At 67.9% G+C, this 26331-nt stretch carries 22 protein-coding genes, 1 tRNA gene and 1 pseudogene; 8 read left to right on the plus strand and 16 right to left on the minus strand.

Annotated elements, in window-relative coordinates:
* Positions 1-91: 91 nt before the first annotated feature.
* The 4 genes from mreC (at position 92) to rodA (ending at position 5220) form a co-directional block, all read left to right on the plus strand.
* Positions 92-1168, plus strand: a complete 1077-nt coding sequence (gene mreC / locus PI86_RS01535; RefSeq protein WP_039317997.1) for a rod shape-determining protein MreC — start codon at positions 92-94, stop codon at positions 1166-1168.
* Positions 1165-1677 (plus strand): rod shape-determining protein MreD, encoded by a 513-nt coding sequence (gene mreD / locus PI86_RS01540; RefSeq protein ID WP_009687274.1) that lies wholly within the window; start codon positions 1165-1167, stop codon positions 1675-1677. The genes mreC and mreD overlap by 4 nt, the downstream gene beginning before the upstream one ends.
* Positions 1678-1789: 112 nt before the next feature.
* Entirely contained in the window at positions 1790-4060 is a 2271-nt protein-coding gene (mrdA, locus tag PI86_RS01545) for a penicillin-binding protein 2 (RefSeq protein WP_039318006.1), read from the plus strand.
* 11 nt (positions 4061-4071) lie between these two features.
* A complete protein-coding gene (rodA, locus tag PI86_RS01550) occupies positions 4072-5220 on the plus strand; it encodes a rod shape-determining protein RodA (protein ID WP_014895702.1) in 1149 nt (382 codons plus the stop codon).
* A gap of 103 nt (positions 5221-5323) precedes the next feature.
* Here the strand turns inward: rodA and PI86_RS01555 are convergent, their stop codons facing one another.
* The 14 genes from PI86_RS01555 to def form a co-directional block, all read right to left on the minus strand.
* Positions 5324-6100, minus strand: coding sequence for a tetratricopeptide repeat protein (locus PI86_RS01555; RefSeq protein ID WP_039318009.1), 777 nt, complete (start codon positions 6098-6100; stop codon positions 5324-5326).
* The gene (locus PI86_RS01560) at positions 6097-6882 is read right to left on the minus strand and encodes an HpcH/HpaI aldolase family protein (RefSeq protein ID WP_014895700.1); all 786 of its coding nucleotides are present in this window, start codon (positions 6880-6882) and stop codon (positions 6097-6099) included. Before PI86_RS01560 ends, PI86_RS01555 begins: the two co-directional genes overlap by 4 nt.
* A 316-nt stretch (positions 6883-7198) precedes the next feature.
* The gene (queD, locus tag PI86_RS01565) at positions 7199-7639 is read right to left on the minus strand and encodes a 6-carboxytetrahydropterin synthase QueD (RefSeq protein ID WP_039318014.1); all 441 of its coding nucleotides are present in this window, start codon (positions 7637-7639) and stop codon (positions 7199-7201) included.
* Between the two features lie 18 nt (positions 7640-7657).
* A complete protein-coding gene (gene queE, locus PI86_RS01570) occupies positions 7658-8290 on the minus strand; it encodes a 7-carboxy-7-deazaguanine synthase (RefSeq protein WP_006755430.1) in 633 nt (210 codons plus the stop codon).
* A 75-nt stretch (positions 8291-8365) separates the two neighbouring features.
* Positions 8366-9100: a 7-cyano-7-deazaguanine synthase QueC gene (gene queC, locus PI86_RS01575; RefSeq protein ID WP_014895698.1), complete on the minus strand. Its 735-nt coding sequence runs from the start codon at positions 9098-9100 to the stop codon at positions 8366-8368.
* Positions 9101-9457: 357 nt separating this feature from the next.
* A tRNA-Phe gene (locus PI86_RS01580) sits at positions 9458-9533 on the minus strand.
* A gap of 62 nt (positions 9534-9595) precedes the next feature.
* Entirely contained in the window at positions 9596-10297 is a 702-nt protein-coding gene (gene esaR / locus PI86_RS01585; RefSeq protein WP_039318021.1) for a response regulator transcription factor EsaR, read from the minus strand.
* On the minus strand, positions 10298-12712 hold the full coding sequence (esaS, locus tag PI86_RS01590) for a sensor histidine kinase EsaS (protein ID WP_039318024.1): 2415 nt from the start codon (positions 12710-12712) through the stop codon (positions 10298-10300). It abuts the gene before it with no gap.
* Complete coding sequence (locus PI86_RS01595; protein WP_039318027.1) at positions 12702-13292, minus strand: DUF4390 domain-containing protein; 591 nt, start codon at positions 13290-13292, stop codon at positions 12702-12704. The genes esaS and PI86_RS01595 overlap by 11 nt, the downstream gene beginning before the upstream one ends.
* Positions 13289-14677: a 16S rRNA (cytosine(967)-C(5))-methyltransferase RsmB gene (rsmB, locus tag PI86_RS01600; protein WP_039318030.1), complete on the minus strand. Its 1389-nt coding sequence runs from the start codon at positions 14675-14677 to the stop codon at positions 13289-13291. Before rsmB ends, PI86_RS01595 begins: the two co-directional genes overlap by 4 nt.
* A 175-nt stretch (positions 14678-14852) precedes the next feature.
* Complete coding sequence (gene htpX / locus PI86_RS01605) at positions 14853-15710, minus strand: zinc metalloprotease HtpX (RefSeq protein WP_014895693.1); 858 nt, start codon at positions 15708-15710, stop codon at positions 14853-14855.
* A 99-nt stretch (positions 15711-15809) separates the two neighbouring features.
* On the minus strand, positions 15810-16451 hold the full coding sequence (locus tag PI86_RS01610; protein ID WP_039318033.1) for a LysE family translocator: 642 nt from the start codon (positions 16449-16451) through the stop codon (positions 15810-15812).
* A 110-nt stretch (positions 16452-16561) separates the two neighbouring features.
* Positions 16562-17545, minus strand: coding sequence for a methionyl-tRNA formyltransferase (fmt, locus tag PI86_RS01615; RefSeq protein WP_039318036.1), 984 nt, complete (start codon positions 17543-17545; stop codon positions 16562-16564).
* A 32-nt stretch (positions 17546-17577) separates the two neighbouring features.
* Entirely contained in the window at positions 17578-18081 is a 504-nt protein-coding gene (gene def, locus PI86_RS01620) for a peptide deformylase (RefSeq protein ID WP_039318039.1), read from the minus strand.
* A 189-nt stretch (positions 18082-18270) separates the two neighbouring features.
* Here def and dprA point away from each other — a divergent pair, with 189 nt between their 5' ends.
* The 3 genes from dprA (at position 18271) to PI86_RS01635 (ending at position 22793) form a co-directional block, all read left to right on the plus strand.
* Entirely contained in the window at positions 18271-19587 is a 1317-nt protein-coding gene (gene dprA, locus PI86_RS01625) for a DNA-processing protein DprA (protein WP_039318042.1), read from the plus strand.
* Between the two features lie 36 nt (positions 19588-19623).
* On the plus strand, positions 19624-20004 hold the full coding sequence (locus tag PI86_RS01630; protein ID WP_039318045.1) for a thioredoxin family protein: 381 nt from the start codon (positions 19624-19626) through the stop codon (positions 20002-20004).
* A gap of 191 nt (positions 20005-20195) precedes the next feature.
* Positions 20196-22793: a DNA topoisomerase III gene (locus PI86_RS01635; protein ID WP_039318048.1), complete on the plus strand. Its 2598-nt coding sequence runs from the start codon at positions 20196-20198 to the stop codon at positions 22791-22793.
* A gap of 260 nt (positions 22794-23053) precedes the next feature.
* On the opposite strand, the pseudogene PI86_RS01640 reads toward PI86_RS01635, so the two are convergent.
* Positions 23054-23968: pseudogene (locus PI86_RS01640) on the minus strand (LysR family transcriptional regulator); the annotation flags it as partial.
* A 426-nt stretch (positions 23969-24394) separates the two neighbouring features.
* Here PI86_RS01640 and PI86_RS01645 point away from each other — a divergent pair.
* Entirely contained in the window at positions 24395-25408 is a 1014-nt protein-coding gene (locus PI86_RS01645; protein ID WP_039318218.1) for a D-2-hydroxyacid dehydrogenase family protein, read from the plus strand.
* Between the two features lie 49 nt (positions 25409-25457).
* Here the strand turns inward: PI86_RS01645 and PI86_RS01650 are convergent, their stop codons facing one another.
* Positions 25458-26324, minus strand: a complete 867-nt coding sequence (locus PI86_RS01650; RefSeq protein ID WP_039318051.1) for a patatin-like phospholipase family protein — start codon at positions 26322-26324, stop codon at positions 25458-25460.
* Positions 26325-26331 lie beyond the last annotated feature (7 nt).

A 26331-nucleotide genomic window follows, 5' to 3' on the forward strand; every position in this document is an offset into this window, starting at 1 on the left:
GCGTGGCCGGATCGCTCGTTCAGAACGAACCGCCACGCCGTTTGCGCGTCTGAGCATTATTTAACCGATCACCACGCGCCCGGCGCCGACCATGGAATACAGTCCGCCGCCCCTCTTCAAGCAAGGCCCGCCCGCGCTCGCGCGGCTCTTCTTCTTCGTCGCCCTCGCCATCGCGCTCCTCGTGTCGGACGCGCGCTTCAGCACGCTCGAAATCGTCCGCGGCGTGCTCGGCACCGTGCTGTACCCGCTGCAGCGCGCGGCGCTCGTGCCGCGCGACCTGTTCATGGGCGCGGCCGACATCGCCGTCACGGGTGCGTCGCTGCGCCACGAGAACGACGCGCTGCGCAAGCGCAACCTGCAGCTTTCCACGCAGGCCAACCAGGCCGCGGTGCTCACGCAGGAAAACGGGCACCTGCGTGCGGTGCTCGAGTTGCGCCAGCACATTGCGACGCAGTCGACGCCGGTCGAGATCCAGTACGACACGAGCGACCCGTTCACGCAGAAGATCGTGATCGGGCAGGGTTCGCAGCAAGGCATCCAGAACGGCGCGCCGGTCGTCAGCGAAGACGGCGTGGTCGGCCAGATCACCCGCGTGTTCCCGCTGCAGGCCGAAGTCACGCTGATCACCGACCGCGATCTCGCGATTCCGGTGCAGGTGCTGCGCACCGGCCTGCGCAGCGTGATCTACGGCACGCCGAAGGGCGATGCGCTCGACCTGCGCTTCGTGCCGACGAGCTCCGACCTCGTGGTCGGCGACGAACTCGTCACGAGCGGCCTCGACGGCGTCTATCCGCCGGGCCTGCCGGTCGCGAAGGTCGTGCGCGTCGACAAGCTCGCCGATACCGCATTCGCGCGCGTGACCTGCGCGCCGGTCGCCGCCGTGCGCGGCGCGCGCCAGATGCTCGTGTTGCATTACCAGAACGACGTCCCGCCGCGCCCGGCCGAGCCCGATCCGGCCGCCGACAAGAACGCGAAGGGCAAGAAGGGCGCCAAGGCCGCCGCGAAGGGCGAGAAGGCCGAGAAGGCCGACGCGAACGCGAAGCCGGCCGCCGCGGCCGCGCCCGGTGCGAAACCCGCGCCGGCTGCGCCCGCTGCGCCTGCCGCGCCGGCCAAGCCCGCCGCCGCGCCCGTGAAGCCCGCGGCCGGGCAACCAGGAGCCCAGCGATGAACCGCCCGCAATACATCCTGCAGCCGGTCAACCCGTACTTCATCGTCTTCAGCCTCGCCGCCGCGTTCCTGCTGAACCTGATGCCGTGGGGCCGCCTGCCCGGCGTGCCCGACTTCGTCGCGCTCGTGCTGCTGTTCTGGAACATCCACCAGCCGCGCAAGGTCGGGATGGGCGTCGCGTTCGCGCTCGGCATCCTGATGGACGTGCATGACGCGGGGCTGCTCGGCGAGCACGCGCTCGCCTATACGCTGCTGTCGTACGGCGCGATCACGATCCACCGCCGCGTGCTGTGGATGCCGATCGGCGTGCAAGTGCTGTACGTGACGCCACTGCTCGTCGTCGCGCAGCTCGTGCCGTTCGTGATCCGCCTCGTGATGGGCGCCGCGTTCCCCGGCTGGCGCTATCTGGTGGACGGCTTCGTCGAGGCCGCGCTGTGGCCGATCGCGAGCCACCTGCTGCTGATGCCGCAACGCCGCCCGGTCGACCCGGACGACACGCGCCCCATCTGAGCCGGACCGACCTTGAATACCCGCCGCCCCCACGCCCGCCGCGCGCCGCGCTCCGGGGCGGCCCCTCGCCCGCGCCCGCTCGCCGCGCCCGGGCCAGATCGACTGTAACCGCATGACCGAATTCAACGACACCCAACAGCAGCTCTCGAAGTTCCGCCTGCGCGTCGCGGCGGCGGGCGTGTTCGTGTTCGTCTGCTTCGGGCTGCTCGCGAGCCGTTTCTTCTACCTGCAGCTGATGCAGCACGGCAAATACGCGCTGCAGGCCGAGGAAAACCGCATCTCGGTCGCGCCGATCGTGCCGAACCGCGGGATCATCACCGACCGCAACGGCGTGATCCTCGCGAAGAACTATTCGGCGTACACGCTCGAGATCACGCCATCGAAGCTCGACGACACGCTCGACAACACGATCGACAAGCTGTCCGAGATCGTCCCGATCGACGCGCGCGACCGCCGCCGCTTCAAGAAGCTGCAGGAAGACTCGAAGAACTTCGAGAGCCTGCCGATCCGCACGCGCCTCACCGACGCGGAAGTCGCGCGCTTCACCGCGCAGCGCTTCCGCTTCCCCGGCGTCGACGTGCGTGCACGGCTGTTCCGCCAATACCCGCTCGGCATGACGGCCGCGCACGTGATCGGCTACATCGGCCGGATCTCGAAGCGCGACCAGGATCGCATCGACGCGATGAGCGACGACAACGACAGCGATCAGGAGCATTACGATCCGCGCCGCGACGCGAACAACTACAAGGGCACCGACTACATCGGCAAGATCGGCGTCGAGCAGAGCTACGAAACCGAACTGCACGGGCTGACGGGCTTCGAGGAAGTCGAGGTCACGGCCGGCGGCCGGCCGGTGCGCACGCTGTCGCGCACGCAGGCGACGCCCGGCAACAACCTCGTGCTGTCGCTCGACATCGCGCTGCAGCAGGTCGCCGAGCAGGCGTTCGCCGGCAAGCGCGGCGCGCTCGTCGCGATCGAGCCGAAGACGGGCGACGTGCTCGCATTCGTGTCGTCGCCGAGCTTCGACCCGAACTCGTTCGTCGACGGCATCGACCAGCAGACCTGGGACGAACTGAACAACTCGCCCGACAAGCCGCTCCTGAACCGCCCGCTGCACGGCACCTACCCGCCCGGCTCGACCTACAAGCCGTTCATGGCGCTGGCCGGCCTGACGCTCGGCAAGCGCACGCCGGGCTGGGGCTTCCAGGATCCCGGCTACTTCACGTTCGGCGGCCACACGTTCCGCAACGACGTACGCTCGGGCCAGGGCTGGGTCGACATGAACAAGGCGATCATGGTGTCGAACGACACCTACTTCTACATGCTCGCACGCGACCTCGGCGTGAACGCGATCGCGAACTTCATGAAGCCGTTCGGCTTCGGCCAGATCACCGGCATCGACATCCAGGGCGAGGCGCGCGGGATCCTGCCGTCGACCGACTGGAAGAAGAAGGCGTTCAAGAAGGCCGCGCAGCAGAAATGGTTCGACGGCGAGACGATCAGCCTCGGGATCGGCCAGGGCTACAACTCGTACACGATCCTGCAGCTCGCCCATGCCACCGCGACGCTCGCGAACGACGGCGTCGTGATGAAGCCTCACCTCGTGAAGGAAGTCGAGGATCCGATCACGCGCGGGCGCCACCTGACCGTGCCGAAGGAAAGCGATGTGATCCCGCTCAAGCAGGCCGACATCGACGTCGTGAAGCGCGGGATGGAAAACGTGATCGAGAACCCGTCCGGCACCGCGTACAAGGTGTTCCGCGGCGCGCCGTACCTCGCGGCCGGCAAGACCGGTACCGCGCAGGTGTTCTCGCTGCAGGGCTCGAACTACAAGGGCCACCTGCTCGCCGAGCACCTGCGCGACCACGCGCTGTTCATCGCGTACGCGCCGGTCGACCATCCGCAGATCGCCATCGCGCTGGTCGTCGAGAACGGCGGCTGGGGCGCGCAGGCCGCGGGCCCGATCGCGCGCCGCGTGCTCGACTACTACCTCGTCGACCGCCAGAACCCGAAGAACGAAGCCGCGGCCGTAGCCGCCGCCGCGTCGGCGACCGAGCCGGTGAGCGCGCCCGTGATCGGCGATGCGGTGAAGGCCGCCGCCGTCGCGGCCGGTTTCACCGCGCTGCCGCAGCCGGTCGTGCCGAAGGCTGCCAGCGCGGCGGAGGCCGCCTCGGCCGCGTCGGCGCCCGCTGCATCGAGCGCGGCACTGCCGGCGGACGCGAGCGCCGCGGCGCCGATGGCCGCGAGCCTGCCGCCGATCCGGCGCCCGCACCGGCCGCACCGCCCTGCCAGCGACGCGCAGCCGCTCGCCACCGCGCCGCGCGACGACAACTTCCGTGCCACGGCCCCCGCGAAAGCGGTGACCGCCGGCACCGCTCATTAACGGAGATAGGCATGCAATTCGACAAGCGCGCCTGGCTCGACAAGATCAAGCAGATGTTCGCGGGCTTCGACCGCCCGCTCGCCCTCATCGTGTTCCTGCTGATGTGTGTCGGCATCGTCACGCTGTACAGCGCGGCGATCGACATGCCGGGCCGCGTCGAGGACCAGTTGCGCAACATCCTGCTGACGTTCGTGCTGATGTGGGTGATCGCCAACATCCCGCCGACGACGCTGATGCGCTTCGCGGTCCCGCTCTATACGTTCGGGGTCGCGCTGCTGGTCGCGGTCGCGCTGTTCGGGATGACCAAGAAGGGCGCGAAGCGCTGGCTGAACGTCGGCGTCGTGATCCAGCCATCGGAAATCCTCAAGATCGCGACGCCGCTGATGCTCGCGTGGTACTACCAGCGCCGCGAAGGCGGGCTGCGCTGGTACGACTTCATCGCCGCGTTCGCGATCCTGCTGGTGCCGGTCGGCCTGATCGCGAAGCAGCCCGACCTCGGCACGGGCCTGCTCGTGTTCGCGGCCGGCTTCTTCGTGATCTACCTCGCCGGACTGTCGTTCAAGCTGATCGTGCCGGTGCTCGTCGCGGGTGTGATCGCGGTCGGCTCGATCGCCGTGTTCGAAGAGCGCATCTGCCAGCCCGAAGTGCAGTGGCCGCTGATGCACGACTACCAGAAGCACCGCGTGTGCACGCTGCTCGACCCGACCTCCGACCCGCTCGGCAAGGGCTTCCACACGATCCAGGCCGTGATCGCGATCGGCTCGGGCGGCGCGCTCGGCAAGGGCTACCTGAAGGGCACGCAGGCCCACCTCGAGTTCATTCCGGAGAAGCACACCGACTTCATCTTCGCGGTGTTCTCGGAAGAATGGGGGCTGGCCGGCGGCCTCGTGCTGCTGACGCTGTACATGGCGCTGATCGCGCGCGGGCTCTATATCGCCGCGCAAGGCGCGACGCTGTTCGGCCGGCTGCTCGCGGGCTCGCTCACGCTCGCGTTCTTCGTCTATGCGTTCGTCAACATCGGGATGGTGAGCGGCGTGCTGCCCGTCGTCGGCGTGCCGTTGCCGTTCATGAGCTACGGCGGCACCGCGCTCGCGACGCTCGGTGTCGCGATCGGGATGATCATGAGCGTCGGGCGACAGCGGCGGCTGATGAAGAGCTGACGACGCGGCACGGCTCGCAGCCGCAAGCAGTCGCTGCAACGGAAAACGGCGCCACGGGCGCCGTTTTTCATGGTGGAAGCCGAATGCGGCGGGCGCGGGCCGATCACTGCTGCGGCGGGCGCGGGCTCCCATGATCCTCACCGGCGCCCGGGGCAGGCTCCTGCGCCTTCAGCCGCGCGCTCAGCTCCTTGAATTTCAGTTCGGCCGTCTCGTCGCCCTGCGCGGCCGCCGCCGCGTAATACGCGCGCGCGATGTTCAGGTTCTGCGTGACGCCGTCGCCGCCGCGCTCGTAGAACGACGCGGTCACGTACTGCGCGGTCGGCTCGCCCGCGTCGGCCGCCTGCTTGTACCACGCGAACGCCTGCCGGTTGTCGCGCGGCGTGCCGCGCCCGTCGAGGAACTGGTTCGCGAGCGACAGCTGGGCCTGCACGTGCCCCTGCTTCGCTGCCCGCAGGAACCACCGGTGCGCTTCGGCCGGATTGCGCGCGACGAACTCGCCGTCGTCGAACATCCGCCCGTACACGTACTGCGCATGCGACATGTTCGCGTCGGCCGCCCGTTTCAGCCAGCGCAGCCCTTCGTCGACGTTCGCGGTCACGCCGACGCCGGTGAGCAGCATCATCGCGTAATTGAACTGCGCGAGCCGGTCGCCGCGCTCGGCCGCGTCGTGGAACTGCACCAGCGCTGCGCGATAGTCGCCGGCGTTGTAGTCGGCGACCGCCGATTGCGTCTCGTGCGCGGGATCGGGTTTCGCGGGCGCCGCACCCTGCGCGCCCGCGGCGACGCACACGGCCCACAGCCCGAGCAGCGCGGCGATCCGCCCGCGCACACCGGTCGCACTCCACGCGCGCGTGCGGCCCGCGCCGTCACCTCCGTTCATGACCGTACCTCCTGCAGCGCCTGCCGCGTCGCGCGCAGCAGCCAGCTCACGTCCGCCGACAGCGTGATCATCCGGTAGCCGGCCTCGCGATACTGGCGTGCAGTTGCCGTATCGCTCGCGAAAATGCCGACCGCGACGCCGGCCTGCTTGCCGGCCGCGAGCACGCGCGCCATCGCTGTTTCGACGTCCGGGTGGCGGCTGTCGCCAAGATGCCCGAGGCTCGCCGCGAGATCGGCCGGGCCGATGAACAGGCAGTCGACGCCCGGCGTCGCGGCGATCCGCTCGACCTCGTCGATGCCGCGCGCCGATTCGATCTGCACGATCACCGCCACCTGCGCGTTCGCCGTCTGCAGGTAGTCGCGGCGCATGCCGAACGCCGCCGCGCGCACCATGCCGGCGACGCCGCGCAGCCCGTCGGGGGAATCTGGCGACGGGAAGCGCGTGAGCCGCACCGCGTGGGCGGCCTCGTCGGGCGTCTCGATGCACGGGAACATCAGCGTGCGCGCGCCGGCGTCGAGTGCGCGCTTCACGAGCCACGGTTCGCGCCCAGGCACGCGCACGACGGGCTCGCTCGGCAGGTGTGCGGCAGCCAGCGCGCGCAGTTGCGACGCGACGTCGCGGCTGTCGTTCGGCGCGTGCTCCATGTCAATGCAGAGCCAGTCGTAGCCGGCGTGCGCGAGCGCTTCCGCGGCCGAATCGCAGCCAAGCGACAGCCACAGGCCGTACAGCGGCTCGTCGCCGTCGTGCAGACGTTGTTTGAGAGAGTTGGTGAGCGTGCTCATCGATACGGCCTCCTGGACGGAACGGCAATCGAACGGGACAAGCAACAGGCGAAGCGGGCACAACCTGGCGGGCCGCCATGCCAGGCGGCGCCGGACCGGGCCCTGGAACGTCAGTCGGCCGTGGGCGGCCGATCTGACAGCGCGGGCCGTGCGACGGCGCACGGATGCGTTTTCCGGTGCCACGCAACGATCATAGCGCGGTGCTACGCGGAATGTGGGAACAGGCAGGGCAGCGCCGGACGAGGCCGCACGGCGCGGTGGCAGGCAGCCCGCGCCGGCTGGCGGGGCTGCCGGAACGGCAGGATCAGCGGCCGGGCTAGCGCTCGACGTCGGCCCAGCAGTTCGGCGTTTCGTACAGGCGCACGCGTTCCAGACGCAGGTTCACGCCGTAGTGCGCGTCGTACACGTTCGCGAGGATGTCGAACGCGATCGCCGCGAGGTTCTCGACGGTCGGGATCCGGTCGATCACGACGGTCTTGTGGTCGGCCATCTGCTCGAGGAACGAGCGCACGACTTCGTCACGCGCATAGACCAGGAACGCGTGATCCCACTTGTTGACGAGGTGCTCGACCGCGAGCGCCTTCACGTCGGCGAAATCCATCACCATGCCGCGGTCGGGCGCCCCCTCGGTATCGACGAGATCGCCGCGCAGCGTGACTTCGAGCACATAGCGATGGCCGTGCAGGTTCCTGCACTGGCTGCGGTGATCGGGAATGCGGTGGCCCGCGTCGAATTCGAGTTTTCGGGTAATCAGCACGATGTCAAAAGCCGTGGCTCAGGGAATGTTCAGATATTTGTGGGTCTGCATCGACAGCCGCCACTGCGGATGCCGCTTGCACCAGTCGATCGCGAGCTTCGTGTTGAGATCGCGCGACGGGCCGTCCATCGGCTGCACGAGAAAATACTCGAAATCGAGCTTCGCGTAGTCGGCGAGCCGCTGGTTGTCCTGCGGGATCACGACCTTCAGTTCATTGCCCTTCGTGACGACGAGCGGCGCGTCGGCCTTCGGGCTCACGCAGATCCAGTCGATCGTCTCGAGCACCGGCAGCGAGCCGTTGGTCTCGATCGCGATCTCGAAGCCCGCCGCGTGCAGCGCGTCGACGAGCGGCTGGTCGAGCTGCAGCATCGGCTCGCCGCCGGTGCAGACGACGAAGCGGTGCGCCTCGCCGTCCGGCCACAGGCCGGCGATCGTCGCGACGAGCGCCTCGGCATCCTTGAACTTGCCGCCGTTCTCACCGTCGGTGCCGACGAAGTCCGTATCGCAGAAACGGCACACGGCCTCCGCACGATCCTCTTCGCGGCCCGACCACAGATTGCAGCCGGCGAACCGGCAGAACACGGCCGGACGGCCCGCGTTCGCGCCCTCGCCCTGCAACGTGTAGAAAATTTCCTTGACCGCGTAAGTCATCGTTCTTCGTCCGGCTCGCGCCGCTCGTTGTCGATCAGAATCCGTTATCCATCAAGCGCTGCCGGCGCACCCGCGTCACAGCGGCGCTTCGGTCACCCGCTCGCCCTTCAGGTAGGCCTCGTAGCCGCGCTTGCGCAGCTTGCAGGCCGGGCATTCGCCGCAGCCGAAGCCCCAGTCGTGCAGTTCCGCGCGCTCGCCCACATAGCACGTGTGCGTCTCGACGCGAATCAGTTCGACGAGCGCCTCGCCGCCGAGCTGCTCGGCGAGTTGCCACGTCTGTGCCTTGTCGAGCCACATCAGCGGCGTCTCGAGCACGATGCGCGTGTCCATGCCGAGGTTCAGCGCGACCTGCAGCGCCTTCATCGTGTCGTCGCGGCAGTCGGGGTAGCCCGAGAAATCGGTCTCGCACATCCCGCCGACCAGCACGCGCAACCCGCGGCGATAGGCGATCGCCGCGGCGATCGTCATGAACATCAGGTTGCGTCCGGGCACGAACGTATTCGGCAGGCCGTTCGCGGCCGTCTCGATCTCGATCGTGCGCGTCATCGCGGTATCGCTGATCGCGCCGAGCACCGACAGGTCGATCATGTGATCGTCGCCGAGGCGGTCCGACCAGGCGGGAAAATCGCGCTTCAGTGCTTCGCGCACGCCTTCGCGACATTCGAGCTCGACGCGATGGCGCTGGCCGTAATCGAAGCCGAGCGTCTCGACCGTCTGGTAGCGTTCGAGGGCCCAGGCCACGCACGTGGCCGAGTCCTGCCCACCGGAAAACAACACGAGCGCGCCGTCTTTAGCGTCTGTCCGAATCACCGTGATACTCCGTGAATGTGTAGGCTCGCGTCGCGCTGCGCCCCGGGGCCGGCTGCCGCCGGGCGGCCCGACGCGTGCCGGCCTGCGCCGGCTCGACCAGTATAGGCAGCGTGGTCGGCCGCGAACGCGGCGGAGCGCTTATACCGCCCATCGCGCAGCATCGTTGCCGCGCATCACGGCGGCGCCTGCGGACAGCCTTGCCGTGTGCCTGAAACGATTCGCTAAGTCATTGAGCGGGCACGGATTTTATCACGCCCCACCAAATGCTGCCGTGGCACGCCGCCGATGACGCGCAACGCAATACCCACCACAAACGAAAAACCCCAAGAACCTTCCGATTCTTGGGGTTTTAAATGCTGGTGGCCTGGGACGGAATCGAACCATCGACACGCGGATTTTCAATCCGCTGCTCTACCAACTGAGCTACCGGGCCAACGAAGAAGAGAAAGTATATCCAGCCAGCTTCACTTGCGCAAGTGCTTTCGCAAAATATTTTTATACGGCGCCTTCGGACGGCTTCTTGCCGAGCTCGACACCGAGTTGCTTGAGCTTGCGATACAGGTGCGTGCGCTCGAGGCCCGTCTTCTCCGCGACGCGCGTCATGCTGCCGTTTTCGCGCGCGAGGTGATATTCGAAGTACGCGCGCTCGAACGCATCGCGCGCTTCGCGCAACGGGATGTCGAACGGGATCGCGGCCGTCTGCCCTGCAAGGCCGAGTGCCGCGACCATGTCGTCGCCGAGCGTCGGCAGCGCCGCCGCGGACGCGACCGCCGACTGGCCCGATGCCTGGCCCGCACCGGCCTTCGCCGCCGCGTTGACGGACACCGGTGCTGCGCCGCGTGCGAGACCGTGCTCGACGGACTTCAGCAGCTTCTGCAGTGCGATCGGCTTCTCGAGGAAATCGAGTGCGCCGATCTTCGTCGCCTCGACGGCGGTGTCGATCGTCGCGTGCCCGGACATCATGATCACGGGCATCGTCAACAGGCCCTGCGCCGCCCATTCCTTGAGCAGCGTGACGCCGTCGGTATCGGGCATCCAGATATCGAGCAGCACGAGATCGGGCGCCTGATTCAGGCGGTATTCCCGCGCGGCCTGCGCGTTCTCCGCCGCCTCGACGACATGTCCTTCATCGCTGAGGATCTCCGAGAGCAATTCCCGGATGCCCATTTCATCATCTACCACCAGGATGGTTGCCATTTACGCTGCCTTTGTCTGCACACTTGCTTTTGTCTTAGCGGGGGCCGTCCCGCCCTGCGCGCCGGGTTCGGCGCCTGGCGTATCGCTCGCCATCTGCAGGAACAGGATCGACACCTGCGCACCCTCGACGGTCTCGCCGTGCATGCGATTGCGCAGATCGATCCGCGCGCCGTGCTCATCGACGATTTTCTTGACCGTGGCCAATCCGAGCCCCGTGCCCTTCGCCTTCGTCGTCACGTAAGGCTCGAACGCACGGGTCAGGATGCGTGCCGGAAAACCGGGCCCGTTGTCGGACACGGTAAGACGTACCGCGACGCGCGTTTTGCCCTCTGCGTCGGGATCGCCATATTCTACTGTCTTGGTTTCGATCAACACACGCGGATGCGCGACTTCCGCGACCGAATCCTGTGCGTTCTGCAGCAGGTTGTGAATCACCTGGCGCAGTTGCGTCGCGTCGCCGCGAATCACCGGCAGCGACGGCGCCAGTTCCGCGACGATCGCACTCTTGCCTTCGCCGACACCGTACAGCCCGAGCACCTCGCTCGCGAGTTCGTTCAACTGCAGGTTCGAGAGCACGGCCGGCGGCGTGCGCGCGTATTCGCGGAAGTCGTCGACCATCCGCTTCATCGCGGCCACCTGGTTGACGATCATCGTCGCGCCGCGCTTGAGCACGTCCGCATCGGACGGCGCGAGCTTGTCGGACAGCTTCATCTGCAGCCGCTCGGCCGACAGCTGGATCGGCGTCAGCGGGTTCTTGATCTCGTGCGCGAGCCGCCGCGCGACCTCGCCCCACGCGACCGAACGCTGCGCGGAAATCACGTCGGAGATGTCATCGAACACGACGACGTAACCGGACGTCTGCGGATCGTCGGCCTGCCCCTCGACCGTCGACACGAGGCGCGTGCCGCGCACGAGCAAGGTCAGCGGATCGGCTTCGCCCGGCACGTCGACCGCGAACTGCTGCTGCCAGTGGCCACGATCGCCGCTGCCGCCGTCGGATGCCGCTTCGCGATCGGCGAACGCCTTGCGTACCATCGCGCCGAATTCCGCAACGACGTCGATCCGGTCGAGCGCCGTGCCGATCAGCGAGTTGAACGGCTGCCGGAAGATCCGCTCCGCGCCGCGGTTGGCCGTCGTCAGCCGGAACTGGCGATCGAGCACGAACACGCCGGCCGTCAGGTTCGCGAGGATGCTCTCGAGATACGTCTTCGAATGCTCGAGCGCGACCCGGTTCTTCTCGACCGCGAGCCGCGCCTCGGACAGCTGGCGCGTCATCGCGTTGAACGACTGCGTGAGGAAGCCGAGCTCGTCGCGCGACTTGATCTCGCGCTTCGGCGTGTAGTCGCCTTCCGTGATTTCCTTCGTGCCCTGCGCGAGCAGGAACAGCGGCCGCGCGAGTTGCTGGCCGAGCGCGAGCGCGAGCATCATCGCGATGAAGGTCGCGAGGAACAGCGCGAGCGTCAGCGTGCCGATGTACATCTTGCGCAGCCCGGTGCGGCCGAGCGATTTTTCCTGGTACTCGCGATACGCGCGCTGCACGGCGTCCGCGTTGTGCGCGAGCGTGGGCGGCACCGGCTGGGTGAGTTGCAGGAACCGCTCCGCCGGCTGCAGCAGCGACGTCGTCGCATCGGGGATCGGCCGCACGACGCGCAGCCGCAACGCGCCCTTCGCGCCGTGCGCACGCGGGTCGCCGTCGACTTCGCCCTCGATCGCCGCATACGCGCCGTGCTCGCGCGCCTGGCTCAGCATCAGCGGAGTCGGCAGGTCATCCGGAATCAGCGCGGCGAAATTGCCCGACGCCTGCGCAACGATGTGCAGGTCGGGCGCCGCGCCCGAGGCGCCGCGGCTCGGCTCGACGATCGTCGCGTCCTGCACGCCGAACTGGTCGCGCAGGCGCAGCAGCGTGAGCGTCGTGCCGTTCGTGTTCGCATCGACGCTCGCGAGCTGGTCGGACATCAGCCGCGCCTTCGTCTGCAGGTCGGACAGCGACGCATCGAGCATCCCGCGGCCGAGGTTCAGGCCGGCCGTCAGCGCAGTCTCGACGTTCACGTCGAACCACGATTCGATGCTGCGCGACACGAACTGGTACGACACGATGTAGATGATCCCGCCCGGCACCACGCCGACGAGCGCGAAGAACACCGCGAGCTTCGCGAGCAGCCGCGTGCCGAACTTGCCCTTCCTCAGGCGCACGACGATCATCCCGATCAGCCCGAGCACCACCAGCAGGAACACGAGCGCGACGATGATGTTCATCGCGTACAGCCAAGAGTAGTAGCGGTCGAAGAATTCCGTGTTCGCGCTCGCGGCCGCAAGCAGCACGAGCAGCAGCAGCGCAGTGAGCGCGACGGTCGACACGATCACGCGGACGAGGAGGCTCTTCCCGCTGGCCGCGCGGCGCACTTTATTTAGCACGTTCGGTCACCGTGAAGTTGAAGCGCTTCCAGTCGGACCCGAGCGTCCAGTCGCGGTTGTTCACCGCGTCGACCTGGAACGGCTTCGGCATCAGCGCCGTATCGAGCTGCATCCGCACCGATGCCGTATAGGTTTCGCCGGCACGCACCTGATTGCGGTCGATCACGTGCCATGACGTGATGTGCCTGACGACCGCGAGCGCATCCTTCAGCGACGGGAAGCCGAGTTGCAGGCCGCCCGTCGACACGCGGTATTCGCGCGTGAGCGGCTGGAACGACAGGCGGATCGTCTGCGACACCGACACCGGCTGCTCGTCGAACCAGTACCAGCGCGCGCGGCCCAGTTCGAAGTCGGTCGTGAAGTAAAGCGGGATGCCCTTGTTGACGGCATCCTCGAGGTTCGGATTCAGCTCGAAATCGAAGCGGGCATCGAGGCTCCAGCCGCTTCCGTCGGCCTGCAGCGACGCGCGCTGCACGGCGATCGATTCGGCGCGCGCCGGCCGGACGACAGTCAGGCACAGCGTCAACGCGACCATCAGGACGGCGGCGAGCCGAAGTGGAAAAAGGTGTTTGATCGTCACCGTTTCTGAAACCGCGCGTAGAAAAATCCGTCGTGATCGGTGTTCTGGTCGAGTGCGCCGGCAGCCCCGCCGTGCACGCCGCCCGGCAGCAGTTGGCCGGGCGCGTCCAATCGTACCGCATCTTCACAGGCCGCTTCAAACCAGCGGGCCTGCAACTCGCCTTCTTCCGGGAAGATCGAACAGGTCACGTAGAGCAGTTCGCCGCCCTGCTTCACGAGCGGCCACAGCGCCGCCAGGATGCGGCGCTGTTCCGCGACGAGCGCGGCGATGTCGGCTTCGCGGCGCAGCCAGCGGATGTCGGGGTGGCGGCGCACGATGCCGGATGCCGAGCACGGCACGTCGGCCAGGATGCGGTCGAACGCACGGCCGTCGTACCACGCGTCAGGCGCGCCCGCATCGCCGACGCGCACGTCCGCCGTGAGCGACAGGCGCGCGAGGTTCTCGCCGATGCGCGCCGCGCGGGCCGCGTCGCTCTCGAGCGCGACGACGTCCGCGTCGGCCAGCTCGAGGATATGGCCGGTCTTGCCGCCCGGTGCCGCGCACGCGTCGAGCACGCGCATGCCGTCGCGCACACCGAGCCATTCGGCCGCGAGCTGCGCGCCGGCGTCCTGCACCGACACGACGCCGTCGGCGAAGCCCGGAATGCGGTCGACCGGCAGCGCCGACGCGAGCCGCACCGCATGGCGGCCGATCGCGGTCGCTTCGATGCCGCTGGCGCGCAGCGTGTCGAGATACGCGTCGACGGTCGCGCGGCGCGCGTTCACGCGCAACGTCAGCGGCCCCTGGCGCTCGCCGGCCGCGAGCATCGCCTGCCACGCGTCGGGCCATGCGCGCTTCACCGCATCGACCCACCACGTACGGTAATTCCAGCGTGCGACCGGATCGCCCTGCATCGCCGCGACGAGCGCGTCGCGCTCGCGCAGGAAACGCCGCAGCACCGCGTTGACCATACCCTTCGCGAACGCGTATTCGCGCCGCGCGCCGATCACGGTCACGGCCTGGTCGACGACCGTGAACGCCGGATACGCGGCCGTGTCCTCCGGATCGAGCAGCAGCGCGAGCGCGCCGGCGAGCACCGCGTGCACATGCGCGGCCGGCGCCTTGCTGACGAGCTGGCCGATCAGCCAGTCCGCGCTGCCGAGGCGACGCATCGTCCGGTACGCGACGTCCTGCGTCGCGCCGCGCGCCAGCGCCTGCGCGCCGGCGGGCATGTGCGCGAACACCGCGGCGAGTGCCGCCGGCAGCGCCGTACCGCGCCGCACCGCATCGACCGCCTGCGCGGCCGAGTCGAGCGCGAAGGCCAGCGAATCGGGCGCGAGGTGCAGCGCGGACAGGCGCGCCGGGCGGCCGGAGGAAGACGGGACGGAGGAACGGGTTCGTGTCATCGGAGCAAAATCGGCAAACGGGTGCGGCTAGCGGCAGGAACCCTGCAGCCGCGTGGCCGCCGCGATCCCAAACCGCGCATTGTAGCGTGTGGACATGCGGCCCCTTTACGGGACGCGCAAATGAAACACCCCGCAGCGCGAGGCATGCGGGGCGAGGTGTCGAGTGCGACGCGACTTAGTCGAAGCGGCCGGTACGCGCCATCTCCATCAGGCGCGCGATGCGCTCCTCGGTCGCCGGGTGCGTGGAGAACAGGTTCTGCAGGCCGCCGCCGTGCAACGGGTTCATGATCATCATCTGCGCGGTGGCCGGATGCGCCTCGGCCGCCTGGAACGGAATGCCGGCCGCATAACGATGGATCTTGTCGAGCGCGGTAGCGAGCGACTGCGGATCGCCGGAAATCTGCGCGCCGCCGCGATCGGCCTCAAACTCGCGCGCCCGCGAGATCGCCATCTGGATCAGCGCGCCGGCGATCGGCGCGAGCAGCGCGACCGCAATGCCCGCGATCGGGTTGGCCGGCCGGCCGTTCTCGTCGCGACCGCCGAAGAACATCGCAAAGTTGGCCAGCGCCGAGATCGCGCCCGCCATCGTCGCGGTGATCGTCGAGATCAGGATGTCGCGGTGCTTCACGTGCGCGAGCTCGTGCGCCATCACGCCGCGCATCTCGCGCTCGGACAGCACGCGCAGGATACCCGTCGTCGCGGCAACCGCCGCGTGCTCGGGGTTGCGGCCCGTGGCGAACGCGTTCGGGGCATCCTCGTTGATCAGGTAGACGCGCGGCATCGGCAGGTTCGCGCGCGTGGCCAGCTCGCGCACCATCCGGTAGAACTGCGGCGCCGTGTTCTCGTCGACTTCCTGCGCGTTGTACATGCGCAGCACCATCTTGTCGGAGAACCAGTACGAGAAGAAATTCATGCCGAGCGCGAACAGCAGCGCGATCGTCATGCCGCGCGAACCGCCGATCATGCCGCCGATCACGATGAACAGGGCCGTGATCCCGGCCATCAGCATCGCCGTTTTGACCCAATTGAACATACCCACTCCTTATCCGTCAGGGACCCGCCGCACATCACAGCGCACGGCGGAAAATTGTAAGCGATTCGTTAGATAAGGTCTTGCCGGAAAAATTCAATTTCAGCGTTGCGACGCCGCGAGCCGCAGCCCAAGCCCGACGAACGCGCTGCCGACCGTGCGGTCGAGCCACTTCTTGACGCACGGCTTGCCGGAAAAGCGCTGCGTGACGCTGCCCGCCACCCATGCGACGACGCCGGTCCAGATGGTGCTCATCACGACGAACACCGCGCCGAGCGCCAGGAACGCCAGCGTCTTGTGCGGGCTGTCGGCCGACACGAACTGCGGGAAGAACGACACGAAGAACAGGACGACCTTCGGGTTCAGCACGTTGGTCCAGAAACCCTGCATGAACAGCTGGCGCAGCGGCTTCGCGGCTGCGGCCTGCGCGGCATCGGCGCCCGCCGGCGCGGCGGACTGCTTCGTGACGATCATGCGCACACCGAGGTAGATCAGGTACGCGGCGCCGACCAGCTTGATCACCGTGAACGCGGCGGCCGACGCCGCGAGCAGCGCGGTCAGGCCGAATGCGCAGGCAAGCGCGTGCACGCAGCAGCCGGCCGAGATGCCGAACGCCGACATCAGCCCCGCGCCGCGGCCCTGCGCGACGCTGCGGCCGACGATATACGCGGTATCGGGGCCGGGCGTGACGTTCAGCAGGAAAACCGCGAGTACGAAGAAGCCGAAATGGGTGATGCCAAACATGAAAACCTCGAAACCGGAAAGCGCAGGGAAATTCTACGCGCGCCTGCCGCGCCGCGCGACTCGGCCGTCCGGCCGATTGCGCGCGGCCGGCACGCCGGATCGAATGGCGCTCAGGCCGGGTCGGGCAACGCGAAGCGCTGGCCCGCTGCGAGCGGCGAGCCAGCCAGGAATTCGCGCGCGGGCAGCCGCTTGCCGCCCGGCTTCTGCAGTTGCGTCACGCGCAGCGCGCCGCTGCCGCATGCGACGACCACGCCTTCCGGCGCAGCCTCGACGATCGTGCCGGGCGCCGCGTCGCCGCGCGCCGCCACGGGCTCGGCCGCCCACAGCTTGATTGCCGCGCCGTCGAGCGTCGCGACGCCGCCCGGGAACGGGTCGAACGCGCGCACCTGGCGTGCGAGCACGTCGGCCGGCTTGCGCCAGTCCAGCGCCGCCTCGTGCTTGCCGATCTTTTCCGCATAGGTCACGCCGTCGGCCGGCTGCGGGGTGGCAGGCAGCGTGCCGTCACGCTCGAGCCGCACCAGCGCGTCGACGATCAGCCGCGCGCCGTCGGCGGCCAGCCGGTCGTGCAGCGTCGCGGTCGTATCGTCGGGCGCGATCGCGACGCGTGCTTCCTCGATCATCGCGCCGGTGTCGAGACCGACGTCCATCTGCATCAGCGTGACGCCCGTCTCGGCGTCACCGGCCTCGATCGCGCGGTGGATCGGCGCGGCACCGCGCCAGCGCGGCAGCAGCGACGCGTGGACGTTGATGCAACCGGCGCGCGGGATGTCGAGCACTTCCTGCGGCAGCAGCAGACCGTACGCGGCGACCACCATCACGTCGTGCGGGGTCGTGCGCAGCAGCTCGATCGCGTCGGCCGCCTCCGCCGGGTACTTGCCCGCGCGCCGTAGCGACGGCGGCTGCGCGACGGGCATGCCGTGCTCGACGGCATAGCGCTTCACCGCGCTCGCCTGCAGTTTCATCCCGCGCCCTGCGGGGCGGTCGGGCTGGGTAAGCACGAGCGGCACCGAAAAACCGGCCTCGTGGATCGCGGCGAGTGCGGCCGCGGCGAATTCCGGCGTGCCGGCAAAAATCACGCGCAACGTATGGGTCATGAAAGCGTTCGGGAGGGCTGGTTGAACGCGCGTCACATCGCGCGTTCGAGTTTCTTCATCTTCGTCTTGATGCGGGTCTGCTTCAGCGGCGACAGGTATTCGACGAACACACGCCCCATCAGGTGATCCATCTCGTGCTGCACGCACACGGCCAGCAGGCCCTCGCAGTCGAGCTCGAAGGGCTCGCCCTGCTCGTTGAGCGCGCGCACGCGCACGTGGTCGGGACGCTCGACTTCGTCGTAGATCCCGGGCACCGACAGGCAGCCCTCCTCATAGACCTGCTTCGCGTCGCTCGACCAGATGAGCTCGGGGTTGATGAACGCGCGCAGCTCGTTCTTCTCCTCGGAGATGTCGATCACGATCACGCGCTCGTGCACGTCGACCTGCGTCGCCGCGAGGCCGATGCCCGGCGCTGCGTACATGGTTTCAGCCATGTCCGCGACGAGCTTGCGGATCCGGTCGTCGACCTGGTCGACGGGCTTGGCGACCTTGTGCAGGCGCTTGTCGGGGTAATGAAGAATGTTCAGCAAAGCCATGGTGTTCGGTATTCGTGGGGCGGCGTGCCGCATCGGCCATCCGGCCGGCTGGCGCCGCCGCCGCGATGCAATGAAGATGAGGCGGACGCGCGGCATACCGATGCAATGCCGCAGGTCGTGCCTCCTGCAATTGGCCGGACGCCCGTGCGCGCGGCCCTGTCGAGTATTTCGGATGATGAAAATTTTATCATGGCGCCACGCTGTCCGCTGGCCGTCGCGTTCGAGGGGAACCTCATGTCGCCGCAAACGCTGACCACCTCCGCGCTGCGCGCCTGGCTACAGCTCGCGCATGCGCCGGGGCTCGCCCCCGCCGTGCTGCATGCGCTGCTCGATGCATTCGGCTCGCCGGCGGCGCTGCTGCGCGCGTCCGACGAGGCGATCGCCGCGGCGAGCAGCGCCGCCGCCGCGCGGGCCGTGCGCGCGAGCGAGCAGGACGACCTCGACACGCGTACCGACGCCACGCTCGCCTGGCTCGATGCGCCGGGCAACGCGATCGTCGCGCTCAACGATCCCGCCTATCCGCCGCGGCTGCGCGACCTGCACGATCCGCCGCCGCTGCTATATGTAAAGGGCCGGCTCGACCTGCTCCACGCACGTGGCCTGGCCGTGGTCGGCAGCCGCCACGCGACGCCGCAAGGACTCGCCGATGCGACGCGCTTCGCGCACGCGCTGTCCGATGCCGGGCTCGCGATCGTCTCGGGCCTCGCGCTCGGCATCGACGCCGCCGCGCATCGCGGCGGGCTCGACGGCCGCGCGGGCACGATTGCGGTAATCGCGACCGGCGCCGATCTCGTCTATCCGGCGCGGCACCGCACGCTGGCGCACGAGATCGCCGCCCGCGGCGCGATCGTGTCGGAATGGCCGCTCGGCACGCCCGCGCGGGCGTCGCATTTCCCGCAGCGCAACCGGCTGATCGCCGCGCTCGCGGCCGGCGCGCTCGTCGTCGAAGCCGCGCCGCGCTCCGGCTCGCTGATCACCGCGCGGGTCGCGAACGAGTTGGGCCGCGACGTGTTCGCGATGCCCGGCTCGATCCACGCGCCGCTCGCGCAGGGCTGCCATGCGCTGATCCGCGACGGCGCGAAGCTCACCGCGACGCCGCTCGACGTGCTCGAGGAATACGGGCTGGGCGAACCGGCGGCTCGGGTCAACCACGCCACGGCGAATTCGGGCCAGAGCCACGATGACGGCGACCCAGGCCACGCCGCCGTGCGCCGCGCGACGGCAGATGCCGTCGATTCCGCCGCCGCGCCCGCCCGCATCGAGGCCGCACCGCCCCCGCTGCCCGACGACCCGGCCCAACATGCCGTACTCGCCGCATTGGGATACGGCCCCGTTACTTACGAGTGGCTCGCCGAGCACAGCGGCCTGTCCGACGACGTGCTGCACCGCGCGCTGCTCGCGCTCGAACTGGCCGGCCGCGTCGCGAGCGTCGCCGGCGGACGCTTCGCGCGGCTTGACGCGGCGCCCACCCCGCCCGCGTCCGGCATGCTACATTCCCTCGCATAGGGGCGGCCGTGCCGCCGACGAAACTCAAGGAATGCCATGCCCGTGCTGAATCTCGACACCGATGCGGATCGGATCGCCGAGCGCCTCGCCGATCCCGACACGCTGCTGGTCGCCTGCCTGTGCGCCGAATGGTGCGGCACGTGCCGCGACTACCGGACGGCCTTCGAGCAGCTCGCCGACGCGCATCCCGACGCCTGCTTCGCCTGGATCGACATCGAAACCCATGCCGACCGGTTCGACGATCTCGACGTCGAGAATTTCCCGACCATCCTGATCGAGGACACGAACACCGCGCGCTTCTTCGGCACGGTGCTGCCGCACGCGGCGATCGTCGAACGGATGTTGTCCGACCTGACCGCGGTGCCCGGCGCGCCGCACGCACCGAAATTGCGCAACGTCCTGACCGTCGAGGCGTGAACCGCGCGCCGGCCGCGCGGCTTTTGGCGCCCTTGCGCGTGGCGCCGCGCCGGGCGCTTGCCGCCGGTGCGGCCCCCCTCTATGATGAGCCGCTTTTTGCATGCCGAGCCGCCGTCGCCGCGGCGTGTGCTATAAAGCCGTCGTAAAAGGGACCCACGCCGGCGAACCCGGTCTACCAACACACACCTGTCATGTCCAAAGCACTGATCATTGCGGAAAAGCCTTCTGTCGCGAACGACATCGCGCGCGCTTTGGGCGGCTTTACCAAGCATGACGAATACTTCGAGAGCGACGAATTCGTCCTTTCGTCCGCGGTCGGCCACCTGCTGGAAATCGCCGCCCCGGAAGAGTACGAGGTCAAGCGCGGGAAATGGAGCTTCGCTCATCTGCCCGTCATCCCCCCGCATTTCGACCTTAACCCGATCGCAAAAAGCGAATCGCGCCTGAAGGTCCTTACCAAGCTGATGAAGCGCAAGGACGTCGATCGCCTGATCAACGCATGTGACGCGGGGCGCGAGGGCGAGCTGATTTTCCGCCTGATCGTGCAGCACGCGAAGGCGAAGCAGCCGGTCCAGCGCCTGTGGCTGCAGTCGATGACCCCGCAGGCGATCCGCGACGGTTTCGCGCACCTGCGCAGCGATACGGACATGCAGCCGCTCGCCGACGCCGCACGTTGCCGCTCGGAAGCCGACTGGCTCGTCGGGATCAACGGCACCCGTGCGATGACCGCGTTCAACAGCAAGGGCGGCGGCTTCTTCCTGACGACCGTCGGTCGCGTTCAGACGCCAACGCTGTCGATCGTCGTCGAACGCGAAGAGAAAATCCGTCGTTTCGTTCCGCGCGACTATTGGGAAGTAAAGGCTGACTTCGCGTGCGCGGGCGGCTTCTACGAAGGCAAGTGGTTCGACCCGAAATTCAAGCGCGACGAACTCGATCCGGAACGGCGCGACTCCCGCCTGTGGAGCCTGCCGGCCGCCGAAACCATCGTCGCCGCGTGCCGCGACCAGGTCGGCACGGTATCCGAGGAATCGAAGCCGTCGACCCAGTTGTCGCCGCTGCTGTTCGACCTGACGAGCCTGCAGCGCGAGGCGAACAGCCGCTTCGGCTTCTCCGCGAAGAACACGCTCGGTCTTGCGCAGGCGCTGTATGAAAAGCACAAGGTACTGACGTATCCGCGTACCGACGCGCGCGCGCTGCCGGAAGACTACATTTCGACGGTGCAGTCCACGCTCGAGATGCTCAAGGAGAGCCACAACTACCTGCCGCATGCGAAGCAGGTGCTCGACAAGGGCTGGGTGAAGCCTAACAAGCGGATCTTCGACAATTCGAAGATCAGCGACCACTTCGCCATCATCCCGACGCTGCAGGCGCCGAAGTCGCTGTCCGAGCCTGAGCAGAAGCTGTACGACATGGTCGTGAAGCGCTTCCTCGCGGTGTTCTTCCCCGCGGCCGAATTCCGCGTCACGACGCGGATCACCGAAGTCGCCGGCCATCACTTCAAGACCGAAGGCAAGGTGCTGGTCGAGCCGGGCTGGCTGCAGGTGTACGGCCGCGATGCCGAAGGCGCGGATGCGAACCTCGTGCCGGTGCAGAAGAACGAGAAGGTGAAGACGGACGAGATCGCCGCCGTCGCGCTCGTGACGAAGCCGCCCGCACGCTACTCGGAAGCGACGCTGCTGTCCGCAATGGAAGGCGCGGGCAAGCTGGTCGAGGACGACGAGCTGCGCGAGGCGATGGCCGCGAAGGGCCTCGGCACGCCGGCGACGCGCGCGGCGATCATCGAAGGCTTGCTCGGCGAGAAGTATCTGGTGCGCGAAGGCCGCGAGCTGATCCCGACCGCGAAGGCATTCCAGCTAATGACGCTGCTGCGCGGGCTCGGCGTGAAGGAACTGACCGCGCCCGAACTCACCGGCGAATGGGAATACAAGCTGTCGCAGATGGAGCGCGGCAACCTCGGGCGCGACGCGTTCATGCAGGAAATCGCCCGCATGACGCAGCAGATCGTCAAGCGCGCGAAGGAATACGATTCCGACACGATCCCCGGCGATTACGCGACGCTCGAGACGCCGTGCCCGAACTGCGGCGGCCAGGTGAAGGAAAACTACCGCCGCTTCGCGTGCACGAAGTGCGAGTTCTCGATCTCGAAGATTCCGGGTAGCCGGCAGTTCGAGATCGCGGAAGTCGAGGAGCTGCTGCGGGAGAAGACGATCGGTCCGCTGTCCGGTTTCCGCAGCAAGATGGGCCGTCCGTTCTCGGCGATCCTGAAGCTCTCGTTCGACGACGAAACGAAGAACTACAAGCTCGAGTTCGACTTCGGCCAGGACCAGGGCGGCGAGGAAGGCGAGGCGCCCGACTTCTCCACGCAGGAGCCGGTCGGCGCGTGCCCGAAGTGCCAGGGCCGCGTGTTCGAGCACGGCATGAGCTATGTGTGCGAGCACTCGGTTGCGAACCCGAAGACCTGCGACTTCCGTTCGGGCAAGGTGATTTTGCAGCAGGAAATCACCCGCGAGCAGATGGCCAAGCTGCTCGCCGACGGCCGCACGGATCTGCTGCCGAACTTCAAGTCGTCGCGCACGGGCCGCAACTTCAAGGCATTCCTCGTCAAGCAGCCGGACGGCAAGATCGGTTTCGAGTTCGAGAAGAAGGAGCCGAAGGCCGCCGCCGCGAAGAAGACGGCAAAATCGGCGACGAAGGATGCCGAAACCGTGACGGAAGGCGCCGACGAGAAACCGGCACCGGCCCGCAAGACCGCAGCCCGCAAGACGACGACGCGCAAGACGGGCTCTTAACGACCCGGCCGCCGGGGCTTCCCCCGGCGCGTCGCACGCCGGTCAAACGGCGAAAAAAACGCGGATCGATCGCTCGATCCGCGTTTTTTCTTTGGGCCCGCTGTCGGTGCAAGGCCGCCGCGCCGTTACAGCGGCGACGGCACCGCGACGCGCGCGCGCGTCGAACGCGCGAGGCGCGGCTGCAGGTTCGGGTCGGTCGATTCCGGCTGCTCGGCACGCATCTCGACGCCGATCGGGGCAAGCGTCGCACTCTGTGCGGCCCACTGCTCGCCCATCATTGCGTCGGTCGAGTGGCTGAAATACTCGACGAGGTGGTCGATGAAGGTACGCACCTTCGCGGGCAAATGGCGCCGGCTCGGATAGGCGATGTTGATCTCGACCTGCGGCAGCCGGAAATCCGGCAGCAGCCGCACGAGCGCGCCGCGCGCGATGTCGCTGCCGATCAGGTAGCTCGGCAGGATCGCGACGCCCATCCCGAGCAGCGCGAACTGGCGCAGCATCGCGGTGTTGTTCGCGACGATTACGTTGGTCGGGCGCACGCGCACTTCGCCATCCGGCCCCGTGAACACGCGCTCGTCGCCCCAGTATTCGGTCGGCAGGCTCAGGGCCGGGTGCTCGGCGAGGTGTTCCGGGTGAGTCGGCACGCCGTGCTTTTCCAGATAGCTTGGCGTCGCGCACACGGTCATGCAACCGGTGGTCAGCCGCCGCGTGACGATGCTCGCGCTGCGCATCTGGCGCGTAACGACGATGCCGACGTCGAAACCTTCCTCGACGAGATCGACCTGGCGGTCGACCAGCGTCAGATCCGGCACCACTTTCGGGAAATTTTCCGTGTACGACTGCAGGACGGGCGCAAGGTTGTGCAGGCCGAACACGACCGGCGCAACGATGCGCAACGTGCCGACCGGCTCGTGATTGCGCGCGACGACCATCTGTTCGACATCCTCGAGCTCATCGAGAATCTGGCGCGCCCGCTCCAGATAGACCTGGCCCGACTCCGTCAGCGAAAGGCTGCGCGTGGTGCGGTTCAGCAAACGCGTGCCGAGCCGCCCTTCCAGATCGGCGACGTGACGCGTCGCGACCGCGTTGGAGATATCCATAGCACTCGCGGCCCGCGCGAAACTGCCGAGATCCGCAACCTTGACGAACACGCGCATCGACTGCAAATGATCCATAAACGACTCCTGCCGCTGTTACAACTTCAAAAAGTTGAAGCAAATGCGTAATTCTCCTACGACAGCGGAAATGATGCAGAGTTGCTCAACAAACCCCCGGTTGACGATAAAAATAGTCAAAAATCCTCACCCGTTGCGGATGGATGACCCAATTATTCTGATTGGAGCAACAATTGGGTGAACCTCGTCGGGTAAGCGGCCGAATCAGGAAGGACGTGTTTGATGCGACACAGCAGCGCACGGCGCCGCACTGCACGGAAGCGGCGCCGGATCAGGCCGGCGCCAATTGCGGCGGAGCGTAACAACCTGTTAAAAAGACACCACGAACCACGCCGACGTAGCATCATGTCGGCCCCGGCCGGGCGGGACGGGTGCGCGACGTGCGCCGCCGCCACCGCCGCTTTCAACGCGCGACTCCCGCTGATCATGAAAATTGCCATCCTCGACGACTACCAGGACGCCGTCCGCAAGCTGAACTGCTTCGAGATGCTTGCCGAGCACGACGTGAAGGTCTTCAACAATACGGTGCGCGGCCTGGGACAGCTCGCGAGCCGTCTGGCGGAAGTCGAGGCGCTCGTGCTGATTCGCGAGCGCACGCCGATTTCGTCGCAACTGCTCGCCAAGCTGCCGAACCTGCGCATGATCAGCCAGACCGGCCGCATTTCGAGCCACATCGACCTCGAAGCGTGTACCGACCGCGGCATCGCGGTGCTCGAAGGCACGGGCTCGCCGGTCGCGCCGGCCGAACTGACCTGGGCGCTCGTGATGGCTGCCCAGCGCCGCATTCCGCAATACGTCGCGAACCTGAAGCAGGGCGCATGGCAGCAGTCGGGCCTGAAGACGTCGGCACTGCCGCCGAACTTCGGCCTCGGCCAGGTGCTGCGCGGCCAGACGCTCGGCATCTGGGGCTACGGCAAGATCGGCCGGCTGGTTGCCGGCTACGGCAAGGCGTTCGGGATGAACGTGCTGATCTGGGGCCGCGAGCATTCGCTCGAGGCTGCACGCGCCGACGGCTACACGGCCGCCGAGAGCCGCGAAGCGCTGTTCGAGCAGAGCGACGTGCTGTCGCTGCACCTGCGGATGCACGACGACACGCGCGGGATCGTCAAGCAGGAAGACCTGATGCGGATGAAGCCGACGTCGCTGCTCGTCAACACGAGCCGCGCGGAACTGCTCGAGGAAAACGCGCTCGTCAACGCGCTGTCGCACAACCGTCCGGGGATGGTCGCGACCGACGTGTTCGAGAGCGAGCCGATCCTGCAGGGCTACAGCCTGCTGCGGATGGAAAACGTGATCTGCACGCCGCACATCGGCTACGTCGAGCGCGAAAGCTACGAGCTCTATTTCAGCGCGGCGTTCCGGAATATCCTCGCGTTCGACCAGGGCGACCTGTCGAGCGTCGTCAACCCGGAAGCGCTGACGCCGCGCCGAGTGCGCTGACCGGCGCGGGCCGCGCTCGCCGCGCGGCCCCGCTGCCGGCTTCCCGCCTTCAGGCGGCCACGCGGCCGCCCGTCATCGCGTCGACGCGCGTGAGGAAATGCTCGCCGTCGCGCAGTCCGAGGTCGTACGCATGCCGCATCTGCGACGGACTCGTGTAATCCCAGCTCGAAATCGGTACCTTGCTCGACGGCTGCACGTACAGCCGCCGCTGGTCGCCGTGCGCGACCGTGAACATCTGCGGGCGCGGATACAGCCGCGTGACGAGCACCAGCACGTCGCCCGGCGATGCGTCGAGCGCGCCGACCGGCACGTTGTCGACCATCCCGCCGTCGAGCACGGGCCGGCCGCCGCGACGCAGCACCGGTGTGAACGGTGGCGTGCACGACGACTGCAGGATCAGGTCGGCGAGTTCGTCGACGCTCGTACAGGCCTGCGCCCGCACGAACTCGGGCCGAAATCCGAGCGTGCGCCCGAGCGTCGGGTGCAGCGTCTTGCGCAGGTATTTTTCGATGTTGTACGCGACGAGGCCCGCAGCGACCGCGCTGCGCGCGCCGAGCCAGCGCGGCACGTGCGACACGCCGATGCGGATCTCCGGGGCGTCGGCGAGCTGCGCGAACGGCTCGCCGTAGATGTCGAGCAGCGCCTGACGGTAGATCCGGTAATGCGGAAACACGGGCTCGCGGCCAAACAGGTTGCCCCAGTACGCGTTCTTGCGGTTGTGTCGCAGCGCTTCCTCGTAATAGCGCATCACCCACGCGGCGTCGCGCGTATACAGCATGCAGGCGGTCGCCGCGCCGGCCGAGATGCCCGCGATCACGCGCGGGCGCAGGCCGAGCGCGGGCTGCGCGACGTCCCAGAAGCCGGCCTGCCACCAGCAGCGATTGCCACCGCCGGCAAAGACGATCTGATCGAACATCGCGCCG

This window comes from Burkholderia sp. A9, from assembly GCF_000801975.1.